At 65.4% G+C, this 13,373-nt stretch carries 17 protein-coding genes and 1 tRNA gene; 11 read left to right on the top strand and 7 right to left on the bottom strand.

All coding sequences use genetic code 11. The features are described 5' to 3' along the window. Positions 1-37: 37 nt before the first annotated feature. From NMB41_RS00925 to NMB41_RS00875, 11 genes are all read left to right on the top strand, one after another. Positions 38-523 carry a ClpXP protease specificity-enhancing factor gene (locus NMB41_RS00925; protein WP_494380625.1) on the top strand — a complete coding sequence of 162 codons (486 nt, stop codon included), beginning with the start codon at positions 38-40 and terminating at the stop codon, positions 521-523. Positions 524-550: 27 nt separating this feature from the next. Then, positions 551-626: transfer RNA gene (locus NMB41_RS00920), tRNA-Thr, on the top strand. A gap of 188 nt (positions 627-814) precedes the next feature. Beyond that, on the top strand, positions 815-1,678 hold the full coding sequence (locus NMB41_RS00915) for an urease accessory protein UreD (protein WP_494380624.1): 864 nt from the start codon (positions 815-817) through the stop codon (positions 1,676-1,678). A gap of 9 nt (positions 1,679-1,687) precedes the next feature. Then, positions 1,688-1,990, top strand: coding sequence for an urease subunit gamma (locus NMB41_RS00910; protein ID WP_494380623.1), 303 nt, complete (start codon positions 1,688-1,690; stop codon positions 1,988-1,990). A 9-nt stretch (positions 1,991-1,999) separates the two neighbouring features. Further along, complete coding sequence (locus tag NMB41_RS00905; RefSeq protein ID WP_494380622.1) at positions 2,000-2,317, top strand: urease subunit beta; 318 nt, start codon at positions 2,000-2,002, stop codon at positions 2,315-2,317. Beyond that, a complete protein-coding gene (ureC, locus tag NMB41_RS00900; protein WP_494380621.1) occupies positions 2,314-4,014 on the top strand; it encodes an urease subunit alpha in 1,701 nt (566 codons plus the stop codon). Before NMB41_RS00905 ends, ureC begins: the two co-directional genes overlap by 4 nt. A gap of 9 nt (positions 4,015-4,023) precedes the next feature. Continuing rightward, positions 4,024-4,521, top strand: a complete 498-nt coding sequence (gene ureE / locus NMB41_RS00895) for an urease accessory protein UreE (RefSeq protein WP_494380620.1) — start codon at positions 4,024-4,026, stop codon at positions 4,519-4,521. Then, on the top strand, positions 4,521-5,210 hold the full coding sequence (locus NMB41_RS00890) for an urease accessory protein UreF (RefSeq protein ID WP_494382910.1): 690 nt from the start codon (positions 4,521-4,523) through the stop codon (positions 5,208-5,210). The genes ureE and NMB41_RS00890 overlap by 1 nt, the downstream gene beginning before the upstream one ends. Positions 5,211-5,220: 10 nt before the next feature. After that, on the top strand, positions 5,221-5,853 hold the full coding sequence (ureG, locus tag NMB41_RS00885; RefSeq protein ID WP_494380619.1) for an urease accessory protein UreG: 633 nt from the start codon (positions 5,221-5,223) through the stop codon (positions 5,851-5,853). 13 nt (positions 5,854-5,866) lie between these two features. After that, positions 5,867-6,073: a hypothetical protein gene (locus NMB41_RS00880; RefSeq protein ID WP_494380618.1), complete on the top strand. Its 207-nt coding sequence runs from the start codon at positions 5,867-5,869 to the stop codon at positions 6,071-6,073. Positions 6,074-6,220: 147 nt separating this feature from the next. Continuing rightward, entirely contained in the window at positions 6,221-6,988 is a 768-nt protein-coding gene (locus NMB41_RS00875; RefSeq protein ID WP_494380617.1) for a GIN domain-containing protein, read from the top strand. 7 nt (positions 6,989-6,995) lie between these two features. Here the strand turns inward: NMB41_RS00875 and NMB41_RS00870 are convergent, their stop codons facing one another. The 7 genes from NMB41_RS00870 to NMB41_RS00840 all read right to left on the bottom strand — a co-directional run bounded on the left by NMB41_RS00870 (position 6,996) and on the right by NMB41_RS00840 (position 13,370). Then, positions 6,996-7,307, bottom strand: a complete 312-nt coding sequence (locus NMB41_RS00870; RefSeq protein ID WP_494380616.1) for a BON domain-containing protein — start codon at positions 7,305-7,307, stop codon at positions 6,996-6,998. Between the two features lie 95 nt (positions 7,308-7,402). Next, a complete protein-coding gene (locus NMB41_RS00865) occupies positions 7,403-8,521 on the bottom strand; it encodes a LytR C-terminal domain-containing protein (protein ID WP_494380615.1) in 1,119 nt (372 codons plus the stop codon). A gap of 16 nt (positions 8,522-8,537) precedes the next feature. Next, the gene (locus NMB41_RS00860) at positions 8,538-9,473 is read right to left on the bottom strand and encodes a type II secretion system F family protein (RefSeq protein ID WP_494380614.1); all 936 of its coding nucleotides are present in this window, start codon (positions 9,471-9,473) and stop codon (positions 8,538-8,540) included. A 9-nt stretch (positions 9,474-9,482) separates the two neighbouring features. Beyond that, the gene (locus NMB41_RS00855) at positions 9,483-10,460 is read right to left on the bottom strand and encodes a type II secretion system F family protein (protein ID WP_494380613.1); all 978 of its coding nucleotides are present in this window, start codon (positions 10,458-10,460) and stop codon (positions 9,483-9,485) included. Positions 10,461-10,493: 33 nt separating this feature from the next. Continuing rightward, positions 10,494-11,840 (bottom strand): TadA family conjugal transfer-associated ATPase, encoded by a 1,347-nt coding sequence (locus tag NMB41_RS00850; RefSeq protein ID WP_494380612.1) that lies wholly within the window; start codon positions 11,838-11,840, stop codon positions 10,494-10,496. A gap of 17 nt (positions 11,841-11,857) precedes the next feature. Continuing rightward, positions 11,858-13,033, bottom strand: a complete 1,176-nt coding sequence (locus tag NMB41_RS00845) for a CpaE/TadZ family protein (protein WP_494380611.1) — start codon at positions 13,031-13,033, stop codon at positions 11,858-11,860. A gap of 64 nt (positions 13,034-13,097) precedes the next feature. Beyond that, the gene (locus NMB41_RS00840) at positions 13,098-13,370 is read right to left on the bottom strand and encodes a hypothetical protein (protein ID WP_494380610.1); all 273 of its coding nucleotides are present in this window, start codon (positions 13,368-13,370) and stop codon (positions 13,098-13,100) included. Between the last annotated feature and the right edge of the window lie 3 nt (positions 13,371-13,373).

The raw sequence follows: 13,373 nt of genomic DNA, 5'->3' as shown, positions 1-13,373 counted from the left end.
CGCCCCATTGCCGGATCACTGTTTATCTCATCTGCACATGCCTGACATCTCCACCAAGCCTTATCTGCTGCGCGCCCTCTACGAGTGGTGCACCGACAGCGGTTTCACGCCTTATCTTGCAGTCAAGGTCGACGCGGCCACGACGGTGCCGATGGAATACGTCAAGAAGGGCGAGATCATCCTCAACATCGCCTTTGGCGCGACCTCCGGCCTGAAAATGGACAACGACGCGATCCAGTTCCGCGCGCGCTTCGCCGGCGTCTCGCGTGAAATCTATGTACCGGTGCAAAACGTGCTGGCGATCTACGCCAACGAAAACGGCCAGGGCATGGCCTTCGACGTCAGCGCCACCGCCGCCGAAAGCGCGGCAAGCATGGACGAGCCTCCGACAAGCGCGCCAACCCTGTCGGCCGTTCCCGACAGCGCCGGCGAAGCGTCCACGGCCCCGGTGTCGCATTCGCCCGACGACGACGATGAGCCGCCTAAAAAAGGCGGCCGCCCAACGCTGACCAGGATTAAATAGCGTTATAATTCTTGCCGTACAGATTACGCCGGCTTAGCTCATTTGGTAGAGCAGTTGATTTGTAATCATCAGGTGGCCAGTTCGAAACCGGCAGCCGGCACCACTTCCTGCGAAAGCCCAGCCCTCACCGGTTGGGCTTTTTGTTTTTGCGGACGCCCTCCCCTTCTTTGCCCGCGCCTGCGCCATGCTGGCGCGTGATTGGCGAAATGCCCCGTTCGGGTGCAGCCAGGCCCTCCTTCCGGGAAAACGCTGGCGTTTTGGCGCGGCATGGTTCTTGCTGAACTATGAGCAATGACTGCCTGCCCACCCTCACTGTCGAATACACCCCTGCCCGGCGGCGCCTGGAAGGCGCAGCTGCGCCTCGGCTTCGACCACGGTGCGCAGGGTACGCGGCTGGCTGAACGGTCGCATGCAGGTCCGTTGCGCGTACAGAAAGCGCTGTATCCCGAAGGTCCGGACGTCTGCCACGCCGTCATCATTCATCCGCCCGGTGGTGTGGTCGGCGGCGACGCACTTGCCATCGATATCTCGGCCGGGGCCGGCTCACACGCGCTGCTGACGACGCCCGGCGCCGGCAAGTGGTACCGGGCCAATGGGCGCGTCTCGCGCCAGGATGTGCGCATCGCGGTCGGCGCCGGCGCGGCGCTCGAATGGCTGCCGCAGGAAACCCTGTTGTATCGCGAGGCGCAGGTCGCACTCACCCACGAGGTCGCGCTTGCCGCGGATGCCCGCTATCTCGGCAGCGAGATCCTCTGCTTCGGCCGTACTGCATCGGGGGAAGTCTTTGCCGAAGGCGCAGTACGCCAGACCAGCACGATCCGGCGCGATGGACAACTGGTATGGCATGAAGAAGGCGAGATCGATGGCGCCGGCGCCGGCATGCACAGCCCGTTTGGCCTGGGCGGCAACAGCGTGTGCGCGACCCTCATCGCCTGCGGCCTGAGCCTCGACGCCAGCCAGCTCCAGCAGTTGCGCCAGGAGCTCGATCGCGCCGGTGGCCGCAGCGGCGCCACCCAGCTGCCGAAGATGGTCGTCGTACGCCATCTGGGCCACTCGAGCGAAGCAGCGCGCGCGGTGCTGCTGGCGGCCTGGCGCCGCCTGCGCCCGGCCCTGCTGGGGCGCGAGGCCGCCATCCCGCGCCTGTGGTCAACCTGAGAGGACAGCATGGAACTCACACCCCGTGAAAAAGACAAGCTCCTGATCTTCACCGCCGCCCTGCTGGCCGAACGGCGCAAGGGGCGCGGCCTGAAACTGAATTATCCGGAGGCGGTTGCGTATATCTCGGCCGCGATCATGGAAGGCGCGCGCGACGGCAAGAGCGTGGCGCAATTGATGAGCGAGGGAACAAGCATCCTGTCGCGCGGCGAAGTCATGGAAGGCGTGCCGGAGATGATTCCCGACGTGCAGGTCGAGGCCACTTTCCCCGACGGCAGCAAGCTCGTCACCATTCACCATCCGATCATCTAGGAGACGCCTGTGATACCAGGAGAAATGCTGATCGAGGCGGGCGAGCTGGAACTCAATAGCGGCAGGCCGGCCATCGCGCTCGAGGTGGCCAATGGGGGCGACCGCCCGATCCAGGTCGGCTCGCACTACCACTTTTATGAGACCAATCCGGCGCTGCGCTTCGAGCGCGGCCTGGCCTACGGCATGCGCCTCGATATCGCCGCCGGCACCGCGGTGCGCTTCGAGCCGGGACAGGTGCGCACCGTTACCCTCGTCGCGCTCGGCGGCGACCGGATCGTCTTCGGTTTCAACGGTGTGGTGAACGGTCCGTTGAAGGAGGCGCCATGAGCCGCATCGGGCGCCAGGCGTACGCCGAGATGTATGGTCCGACCGTGGGCGACCGCCTGCGCCTGGCCGATACCGCCCTGTTCATCGAAATCGAGCGCGATTACGCGGTCTATGGCGAAGAGGTGAAATTCGGCGGCGGCAAGGTGATCCGCGACGGCATGGGCCAGTCGCAGCGGGTCCACGCGCAGGTGGCGGACACGGTGATCACGAACGCCGTCATCGTCGATCACTGGGGCATCGTCAAGGCCGATATCGGATTAAAAGACGGCATGATCGCGGCCATCGGCAAGGCCGGCAATCCGGATATCCAGCCGGGCGTGACGATCGTGATCGGCGCCGCGACCGAGATCATCGCGGGAGAGGGCATGATCGTCACCGCGGGCGGCGTCGACAGCCACATTCACTTCATTTGCCCGCAGCAGATCGAGGAAGCCCTGTTTAGCGGGATCACGACCACGCTCGGGGGCGGCACCGGGCCCGCCGTCGGCACGGCCGCCACCACCTGCACGCCGGGGCCCTGGCACATCCACTCGATGCTGATGGCGGCCGAGGCCTTTCCGATGAACCTGGGCTTTTTCGGCAAGGGCAATGCGAGCCAGCCGGGGCCACTGGTTGAACAGGTGCAGGCCGGCGTCATCGGCCTCAAGCTGCATGAAGACTGGGGCACGACACCCAACGCGATCGACACCTGCCTGGGCGTGGCCGATGCCATGGACATCCAGGTCGCGATCCACAGCGACACGCTCAACGAAGCGGGCTTTCTCGAGCATACGCTGGCCGCCTTCAAAGGCCGCACGATCCACACCTTTCATACGGAAGGCGCCGGCGGTGGCCATGCGCCGGACATCATCGCCGCCGTCGGCGAATCGAACGTGCTGCCCTCGTCGACCAATCCAACCCGCCCCTACACCGTCAACACGCTCGACGAGCACCTCGACATGCTGATGGTCTGCCACCACCTCGACGCGGCGATCGCCGAGGACATCGCCTTCGCCGAGTCGCGCATCCGGAGAGAAACGATCGCGGCCGAGGACATCCTGCACGACCTGGGCGCGATTTCGATGATGTCGTCCGACTCGCAGGCGATGGGGCGCGTCGGCGAAACCATCCTGCGCACCTGGCAGACGGCGCACAAGATGAAGCTGCAGCGCGGCGCCCTGCCGGGCGACCCCGCACGCCACGACAACGCGCGCGTAAAGCGCTATGTGGCGAAATACACGATCAATCCGGCCATCACGCACGGTATCGCGCATGCAGTCGGTTCGGTCGAACCGGGAAAAATTGCCGACCTGGTGCTGTGGAAGCCGGCCTTCTTCGGCGTCAAACCGTCGATGGTGATCAAGGGCGGCATGATCGCGGCGGCGCAAATGGGCGATCCGAACGCTTCGATTCCGACGCCGCAGCCGGTTCATGCGCGGCCGATGTTCGGCGCCTTCGGGCGCGCCCTGACCAAGTCCCATACCTTCGTGTCGCAGGCGGCGCTGGACGCCGGCATTGGCGCGCAGCTTGGACTCATTAAACCGCTGCTGGCGGTGCGCGACACGCGCCGCCTGGGCAAAGCCGACATGATTCACAACGACGCCACGCCGCACATGCAGGTCGATCCCGAAACCTATGAAGTGCGCGCCGACGGCGTGCTGCTGCACTGCGAGCCCGCGGCCGAGTTGCCGCTGGCGCAGCGCTATTTTTTATTTTAGGGGCCACGCATGCTGATCCTGCATACCCTGATCGAGGGCCCGGCGCCGGTGGACGACGAACTGGTGCTGCCCTTTCATTTGCGCGAAAAAAGCCGCCTGCGCGCAGCGCTCGTCAACGGCGAGGAAGTGGCGGTGCTGCGCCCGCGCGGCACGGTCCTGCGCGGGGGAGACCTGCTGCGCGGAGACGATGACCGCGTCGTGCGCATCGTCGCCGAAGCGGAAAGCCTGTACACGGTGACGCACGCAGATGCGGCCGCGCTGGTGCGCTGTGCCTTTTATCTCGGGAACCGGCACACGCAGGCGCAGGTGGGCAATGGCTGGCTGCGCATCCGCGCCGACCCGGTGCTCAAAGAGATGCTGGCCGGGCTGGGTGCACAGGTGAGGTCCGAGCTGGCGCCGTTCGAGCCGGAAGCAGGCGCATATGGCGGCGGCCACCATCATGGCGAGCATCCGCTGGCGCCGGTACCGGTGCGCCAGAAGATTCACCGGCCGTCGGATCTTCCATGATCAACGACACCGCCCTGCTGCGCCTGCTGCAACTGGCCAGCCCTTCGCTGCCGATCGGCGCCTACAGCTATTCGCAAGGCCTGGAAAGCGCGATCGACGCCGGCATGGTGCATGACGCGGCAAGCGCGCGTGCCTGGATCCATGCGGCCTTGAACGAGGTAGTGGCCCGTTTCGACGCGCCGGTGCAGTGGCGGTTGCTGCTTGCCTTCGCCGAACGCGACGGGGTTGCCATCTGCGACTGGAGCGAGCGCTGGCTCGCTGCCCGCGACACCGCCGAGCTGCGCGCCGAAACCATCCAGATGGGTTATTCGCTGCGCCAGCTGCTGGGCGCCCTGCTCGATGATGTGCCGGAAGCGGACGCGCGCATGCTGGCACTGCTCGACGCCGCCGCCCTGTCGCTGCCGGCGGCCTATGCCTGCGCGGCCGCGGCGCTGGGCGTGGTGCCGGCCGCCGCCCTGCTCGGCGCGCTGTTCTCGTGGGTCGAAAATCAGGTGCTGGTCTGCGTCAAGACCGTCCCCTTGGGCCAGGTGGCCGGACAAAAGATGCTGCTGGCGCTGGCTCCCGCCGTCGAAGAGACCGCCCGCTACGCGCAGGCGCTGCCGGACGGCGCGCTGTCGAACTGGGCCCTGGGTTTGTCGCTGCTGTCGATGCGGCATGAAGTGCAATACAGCCGGCTGTACCGCTCATAAGGAGATGGAGATGGAAGCAATCAAAACGCCGCTGCGCGTCGGGATTGGCGGGCCGGTCGGCTCGGGCAAGACGGCGCTCTGCGAAATGCTGTGCAAGGCGATGCGCGCGCACTACGAGATGGCGGTGATCACGAACGACATCTATACGCGCGAAGACATGGAGATCCTGCTGCGCGCCGAAGCATTGCCGGCCGAGCGCCTGATGGGCGTGGAGACCGGCGGCTGTCCGCATACGGCGATTCGCGAGGATGCATCGATCAACCTGGAAGCGATTGCGCGCATGAGTGCGGACTTTCCGCAGCTCGACCTGATCCTGCTCGAATCGGGCGGCGACAACCTGGCGGCGACCTTCAGTCCCGAATTATGCGACCTGACGATTTATGTGATCGACGTCGCCGGCGGCGAAAAAATTCCACGCAAGGGCGGGCCGGGCATCACGCGTTCGGATCTGCTCGTCATTAACAAGACCGACCTGGCCCCCCACGTCGGCGCCAATCTGGAGGTGATGCGTGCCGATGCGGCGCGCATGCGCGGATCCCGTCCCTTCGTGTTTACCAGCCTGCGCCATGGCGCGGGTGTCGACGAGATCGTTGCATTCATCCGGCGTCAAGGCTTGCTCGATGCCGTCCCCGCTTCCATCTGATCAAGGAGTTGCCATGTCCCCGTTCCTGCGCCGCGTGGCGCCCATTGCCGCACTCCTGCTGGCGATCCTTGCCGCCACATTCACCGCCGCCCCTGCCCAGGCCCACGAGACCGGCATGCCGCACCTGATCCACGAATACGAAGGCTGGCTGGCGCTCGCGGTAGTGGTGCTGTCGCTGGTGGGTGCGGGGTTGCTGGTCAGGCGGGCGCTGCGCCGGTAAGCGATCGCGCAGCCGCGGCCAATTGGCGCCGGCATCGACGCGGTTTCGGCGCTTCATTCCGCTGTTTATGCAGCCCGTCGCACAGCCCGCACCATCGCAAGTCTCCGCACCTATAGTGGCCTCATCCACTCGACAACGGAGACAACCATGAACAAACTGCTCGGCACTACCCTGATGGCTTCGGCCCTGACCCTGAGCGCCGGCGCGGCACTGGCGGCCGACCTCGTGCGTGAAACGCGCAAGGTCGATGCCCGCGTCACCCGTGTCAAACTCGACGGCGTGGTGGATCTCGTCGTGCGCCAGGGCGTGACGCCCTCGCTCGTCATTTCGGGTGAACGGGCGGATGTTGCGCGCGTGACGACGGACCAGCACGGAGAAACACTGGAGATCGGCACCGAACGCCGCAACAACTACAGCCTCGGCCGCAATCCCAAGCTGCGCGCGGAATTGGTGGTGCCGAACCTGGCCGAGTTCGTGTCGGAAGGTGTGGGCGCCAGCACGGTCAGCGGCTTCGGCGGCGAGAAGATCGTGCTCGCCCTCGATGGCGCGGGCGCCGTCACGCTCAATGGCAGTTACCGCAATGTCGATGCGCGCCTGGGCGGGGTCGGCAGCCTGACGATCGATGCAGCAAAAGCTGAGCGCATGGACCTTGCGCTGCGCGGCGCCGGGCAGCTCGCCGTGACCGGCCAGACCCGCACACTGCGCGCAACCCTGGCAGGCATCGGCAACCTGGACGCTGAAAAGCTGCGCGCCGAAACCGTGGACCTCGACTTGAGCGGTCTCGGCGGCGCAACCGTGTACGCCAGCGCGGCGGCGAGCCTGAACCTGAGCGGCATGGGCTCGGCCACCGTCTATGGCAAGCCGGCGCAGCGCAATGCCACGACCGGCGGCATGGGCAAGGTGAGCTGGCGCTGAGGGTTGGCTACTTGATGACGGTGTTGTTGCGTACCTCCTTCACACCCTTGACCTCACGCGCGAGTTGTACCGCCTTCTGGGCGCTCTCGCGCGATTCGACAAAGCCGCTCAGCTGTACCGTGCCCTTGAAGGTTTCCACATTCACTTCGGTGGCCTTCACGGTGGGATCGGACGCAAAGGCGGCCTTGACCTTGCTGGTGATGAGGCTGTCGTCGATGTATTCACCCGTGCCTTCGCTCGTGCTGGTCGGCGCGCAACCGACCAGCAGGACGACCATGAAGGCGGCGAACATCGATGCGAAACGCTGTGCAATGTTCATGGCGACGCTCCCGTGAGATGAAGAATATCGCTTCATTTTCGGGTGCGCGTATCGACAGCGTTTGATACGGAACAAAAGTACCGGGCCAGCGCGCCTTATGGCGCCTTGTTTGGCAACGCCTCTGTTGCCAGCAGGCGATCCCTTGGCACAGCCGGGCGTAGCACCAGTTGCCCGCGTGCCAGATCCTGGCCCAGGATCAGGAGCATGTCGTTCGGCTTGCACGTGTCGACCTGCACAATCTGGACGGGATCGAAGCGCCCCGTTTCGCGCTCGCCCAGCCGTTGCGCGAGCAGCTCGGCCGCGGCGCGAAAATCGGCATGGTGCTCGATGCGGGTGCGGCGCACCTGGAAGCCCTTTTCGTTGCTCAACCGTGTTACCTGCAGGCCATTGCCGACCATCTGGCGCGACAGCGAGCGCGCCATGCCGGTGACGCCATTGCCATTGCGAATTTCAAGCAGCACGACATCCAGTCGCGTGCGCGGCGCAGGTGGAAGCGGCTGCGGTAGCGGCGCCTCGCGCGCCAGCATGCCTTGCGCCGGCGAACGCAGCAGCTCGAGGGTGCCGTCGGCGGCCGTGCGCACTTCGGTCGCCGTCCAGCCGTTGTCGGGCCGCGCCGGGCTGGCGACCGCCGCTTTGATCGCCGCCACCGCCGTGCCGCCCGCCGCTGCGACATCGCCACGGAAATCGTGGTTGCGCAGCGTATTGGCCTGACGAAACATCAAGGCTGCGCGATCCTCCTGGCCGAGCCGGCGCAGGCTTTCGCCGAGGTTGTTCCAGGCGCGGTGGTCGAGCGGATCGAGGACGCAGGCTTTTTCCAGCGCGGCGACGGCCTTTTGAAGGTCGCCACCCAGCAGATAGGCATAGCCGAGGTTGGCAAACAGGTAGGCGCCATCCGGGCCATTCCCCGCTGTCAATTCCTCGGTCAGCGCGCGCCAGATGGGAATGGCCTGCGTGAAATCCCCCTGGCGTGCAAATGCCGCCGCCAGCGCATTGCGCGCGCGCACGTGCCGGGGCGACGCGGCAAGCACGCTGCGGTAGGCCGTAATGGCGTCGGCATAGCGGCCAGCCAGGTGATGCTGGCGCCCCTGGTCGTAGGCGCGGTCGGCATCGGCGGCAGGCGCCGCGGCAGGTTGGCGTGCGACGTCGGCGCAGGCGAGCAGCAGCGCACTGGCGCACAGCACCGAGATTTGTTGGAGGATGCGGCGGGATTGCATGGGATTTTTCCTTGATTCAAGAGCCGTTGATGCTGCCCAGTGTGCGGGTCAATTGGATTCCTGCGGGCCCCATCAGGACCATCAGCAGCGTCGGGAAAATGCAGAAGATGAGCGGAAAGAGCAGTTTCAGGCCGATCTTGGCGGCGCATTCCTCGGCCTGCATGCGCCGTTTGTTGCGCAGGTTTTCCGAATACACGCGCAGCGAGTCGCCGACGCTGGTACCGAAGCGCTCGGACTGGATCAGCATGGCCACCAGGGTATCGACGTCGTCGACGCCGCTGCGCAGGGCGAAATTGCGCAAGGCTCTGTCCTTGCTGAAGCCGGCGCGCATTTCCATCAGAACCAGCTGCAGTTCCTGCGCCAGCGTCACGCTTTTGATATGGATTTCGCCCGCCACTTTGACAAAGGCGCGTTCCAGGCTGAGGCCAGCCTCGACACACACGGTGAGCAGGTCGAGGGCGTCGGGCAGGGTCTCGAAGATCTCGCGCTGGCGCCGCCGCGCGATGTGGTTCAGGCTGAGGTTGGGCATGTAGTAGCCGACCGCTGCCGCCAGCAGCAGCAGGAACAGCAGCTCGACGCCCGCCAACGGGATGACGGCGGCCGCGACCAGCACCCCGATGATGGCGGGTCCCAGCAATGCCAGTGCCGTTTTCGCGGCAAAAAACAGGGTCGGCGCAAATGGGTTGCGCCAGCCTGCGTTCATGAAGCGGGTGCGCAGCGGCGATTTTTCCCAGCCCTCTTCCGGAATCGACAGCTTGGTCAGCGGCTGCGTCATCTTGGCCACCCGCTCCACCCAGCCGCCGGATTCGAGCTGGGTGGTATCGGACTTGCCGATGAAACGGCGCAACCGGGTGCGCAGCGCCACCGGCGCGAACAGGATCATCGCCAGCCAGGCGAGCGCGCAGACGATGCCGAAAACGATCAGCAGGAACGATAATTGTGCGGCATTCATGGCAGCTCCTCAAATACGGATCCGGATCAGCTTGCGCAGCCAGAGGACGCCGAGCAGGATCATGCCGCCCGCGTACCACAGCAGGCGGATCCCGGTCGGGTCGGTCCACAGCAAGCTGACGTAGTCCGGATTGAGCAGGGTTAGCGTCAGCATGACGCCGAAGGGCAGCAGGCCGAGAATCCAGGCCGACATGCGGCCCTCGGCCGACAGCACGCGCACCTGGGCCAGCAGCTTCAGGCGGCTGCGGATGATGGTGCTGATGTTGCCGAGGATTTCGGCCAGGTTGCCGCCCGATTCGCGCTGGATCAGCACCGCGATGATCATGTAGCGCAGGTCGGTCAGCGGGATGCGGGCCGCCATGTTATGCAGGGCTTCGCCCATCGGCACGCCGTAATTGATCTCCTCGCGCGCGATACGGAACTCGGTGCTCAGCGGTTCTGGCAGCTCGTTGCCGACGATCTGCAGCACATTCGTAAACGAGTGCCCGGCACGCAAGGCACGTGCGATGAAGTCGGCCGCATCGGGCAACTGGTGCTCGATGCGGCGCAGGCGCCGCGCACGTGCGCGCCGCACCATAAAATAAGGGATGCCGAGCGCCGGCAGCACCGCCAGCAAGCGCAGGGCGAACGGGAATGGCCAGTGCGTACTCACCAGAATGGCCAGCAGGAAGGCAGCCGCGGAACAGCCGAGGAAACGGGCCACCGTCAGCGCGCTGCCGGCTTGCAGCAACAAGGTATCGAGCCGTTGCAAGGGCTCGATACGATGCAGCAGGCGATCGAAGCCTTCGTGGGCACTGAACCGGCGCTGCTTGAGAATCGAGATGCGTTCGCCGGAGCGGCCCGCTTCCCCGGACATGACCTGCAGCCGGCGCGCGACGCGCCTGGCAGCCTTGCCGTGGTTACTCGACCACCATATATACAAACCCTCGATCATCAGGATGACGGCGGCGAACAGGAAGACGGTGAAGCTGTAGAAAAGCAGGTCCATTGTGCGGCTCCACTGCAGGTACTGCCTGCGGGTTTATTGGAAGATGCGGTCGGGGTCGAAGGTGTCGTCGGGGATTTCGACGCCGTACATCTTCAGGCGGTCGGCAAAGCGCGGACGCACGCCGGTTGCGGAGAACTGTCCGAGCACCTTGCCGTCGCGGTCGACGCCGGTCTGCTCGAAATGGAAGATCTCCTGCATCGAGATGATGTCGCCTTCCATACCCGTGATTTCCTGGATGCTGACCAGTTTGCGGCCGCCGTCGATCAGGCGCGAGGCCTGCACCACCACCGTCACCGCCGAACAGATCTGCTGGCGGATCGCACGCGGCGTCAGGTTCACACCGGCCATGCCGACCATGTTCTCCAGGCGAGACAAGGCGTCGCGCGGGGTGTTCGAGTGGATCGTCGCAAGCGAGCCTTCGTGGCCGGTATTCATCGCCTGCAGCATGTCGAGCGCCTCGGGGCCGCGCACCTCGCCGAGGATGATGCGGTCCGGGCGCATGCGCAGTGCATTCTTGACCAGCGCGCGCTGCGTGACTTCGCCCTTGCCTTCGATGTTCGCCGGCCGCGTTTCGAGCCGCACCACGTGCGGCTGACGCAGCTGCAGCTCGGCCGCGTCTTCGATGGTGACGATGCGCTCGTTGGCGGGAATGAAGCCTGACAGCAGATTGAGCAGCGTGGTCTTGCCGCTGCCGGTACCGCCCGAAATCAGGATGTTGATCTTGGCGATGCCGAGGCCTTGCAGCACCTTCACCATCGGCGGCGTCATGCTTTTGTAGTCGAGCAGGTTCTCTACCGTGAGGGGCGAGGCGCTGAAGCGCCGGATCGACAGGATGGGGCCGTCGATGGCCAGCGGCGGGATGATGGCATTCACGCGCGAGCCGTCGGGCAGGCGGGCGTCGACCATCGGGCTCGACTCGTCGACGCGGCGGCCCACGCGCGAGACGATCTTCTCGATGATCTTCATCAGGTGAGCATTGTCGTGGAAGGTGATGTCGGTCATTTCCAGTTTGCCGCGACGCTCGACGTAGACGCGGCTGGACGTGTTGACGAGGATATCGGAGACGGTCGGGTCGTTCAGCAGTGGCTCGAGCGGGCCGAAGCCGAGCATTTCATGCTGGATGTCGAGCACGAGATTGTGCCGCTCATGCTGATTGAGGACGATGCGCTCCTCCTCGATGATGCGCTGGATGAGCAGTGCCAGTTCGTGCTTGAACTGCTCGGCGGTCAGGCGCTTCAGGCGTTCCAGGTCGATCCGGTCGAGGATCATCTGGTGCATCATCTTTTTCAGTTCCTGGTAGGCCCCGTTGCCGGCTTCGGCGGGCAGCATGCCGGCCTTGCGGTCATCGTCCGAAATGGAAAGGCGTTCGCGCAGCGACATGGGATTCTCCTTGCAAATCAATACTCGGCTTCACCGCGTCCGAACAGGCGGTCGAGCAAGCCACGGGTTTCCGGCGCGCGCCGTGCGGTGACCAGTTCCACCAGGTCGGCCAGGCTGCGCGCCGCCGCGCTGGCGCGCGACAATTCGAGGACCGGGACACCCTGGTTGACCGAATCGGTAACGGCGACGTAATCGTTTGGCACGGTATGCACGACCTCGCAGCCGAGTGCCGCGTGCAGGTCGGGCAGGCGCAGGCGTCCCCCTTTTTCGTAACGGTTGACGATCAGGCGGATGGTCTCGAGCGGGTAGCCGAGCGACCGGAAGATATCGAGCAGGCGGCGTGCGTCGCGAATGTCGGGCAGCGCCAGCTGCAGCACCGGATAAATGGTATCGGTGCTGTCGAGCGCGCGCAGCGAGACGGCGTCGATCTGGCGCCCGACATCGAGCACGATGTAGTCGTAGTGCTGGCGCGCCACGCGCAGGATGGCGTCGATGTGTTCCGGCTTGGCTTCCTTCGCTTGCGATGGGTCGTCAGCCGCGGCCAGCACGCCGAAGCCGCGCGTGACGTGCACCAGGCAGGAATCGAGGAAAGGCCCGTCGATGCGTGCGATCTGCTTGCATACATCGGACAGCGTCATGGCCGGCTTCTGGTCCGAGACATACAGCGCCGCATCCCCGAACTGGCCGTGCAGGTCGATCAACAGCACCTTCTTTTCGGCCAGCGTGGCAAGCGCATAGCCGAAGTTGGTCGAAATGAAGGTCGCGCCACTGCCGCCCTTGCAGGCGATGAAAGCCAGCACCTTGCCGTCGCGAAGCTGGGCGACGCCGGCGGCGGTGGCGATGCGGTCCATCGCCTCATGGAAGGCCCGGTGCACGAGCGGCAGCTGCAGCACCTCGCGCACGCCGGCACGCATTGCCCGAATCAGGAATTCCGGCTGATGCTCGCTGGTGAGCAGCATGAATTGCGCTTCCGGATACTGGCGCGCCATCCGTTCGAGCAGGTCGGCATCGTCGGGCGCGCCGTCGCCGGCATCGACGATCACCACGCCCGGCGCCTCGCCCAGCGGCCGATCGAGCGCCTCGCGCATGGAGACACGGCTGTTGGCCACGTTCAGCGGCGGCACCCGTGCCGCGCCCTGGGAGGCGAGCTCGGCAAACAGCAGGCTGTCGCGGCTGATCAGTAGGGCTTTCATGACAATCCTCGTGAGGCACTGGCTTTCGGGACGGCAACGAGCAAGACCGATGGTTGACGCGGCCTTAGCGCCCGCTGCCGACGGTATTGAGCATCGGCGTGCTCGCGGCGCTGTCGGGCTGGATAAAGGAACGCTGGTAGCGCTCCTGGGCAGCCAGCGCAGCGGGCCCGTCGATACCCTTGGCGGGGTTGGTATTGGCCGCGGCGCGCGGATCGACCGTCTGCGCGGCGAGATTGGTACGCACCGCCGTGCCGAAGTTCTGGTCGAAACGCGGCGCGCTCGCGCAGCCTTGCAGCAGCATCAGCGCCGCGATTCCTGCGATGGTCCTGGTGATCATTGC

This window comes from Massilia sp. FBCC-B171, assembly GCF_059134155.1.
This window is presented reverse-complemented; position numbering and strand designations above follow the sequence as displayed.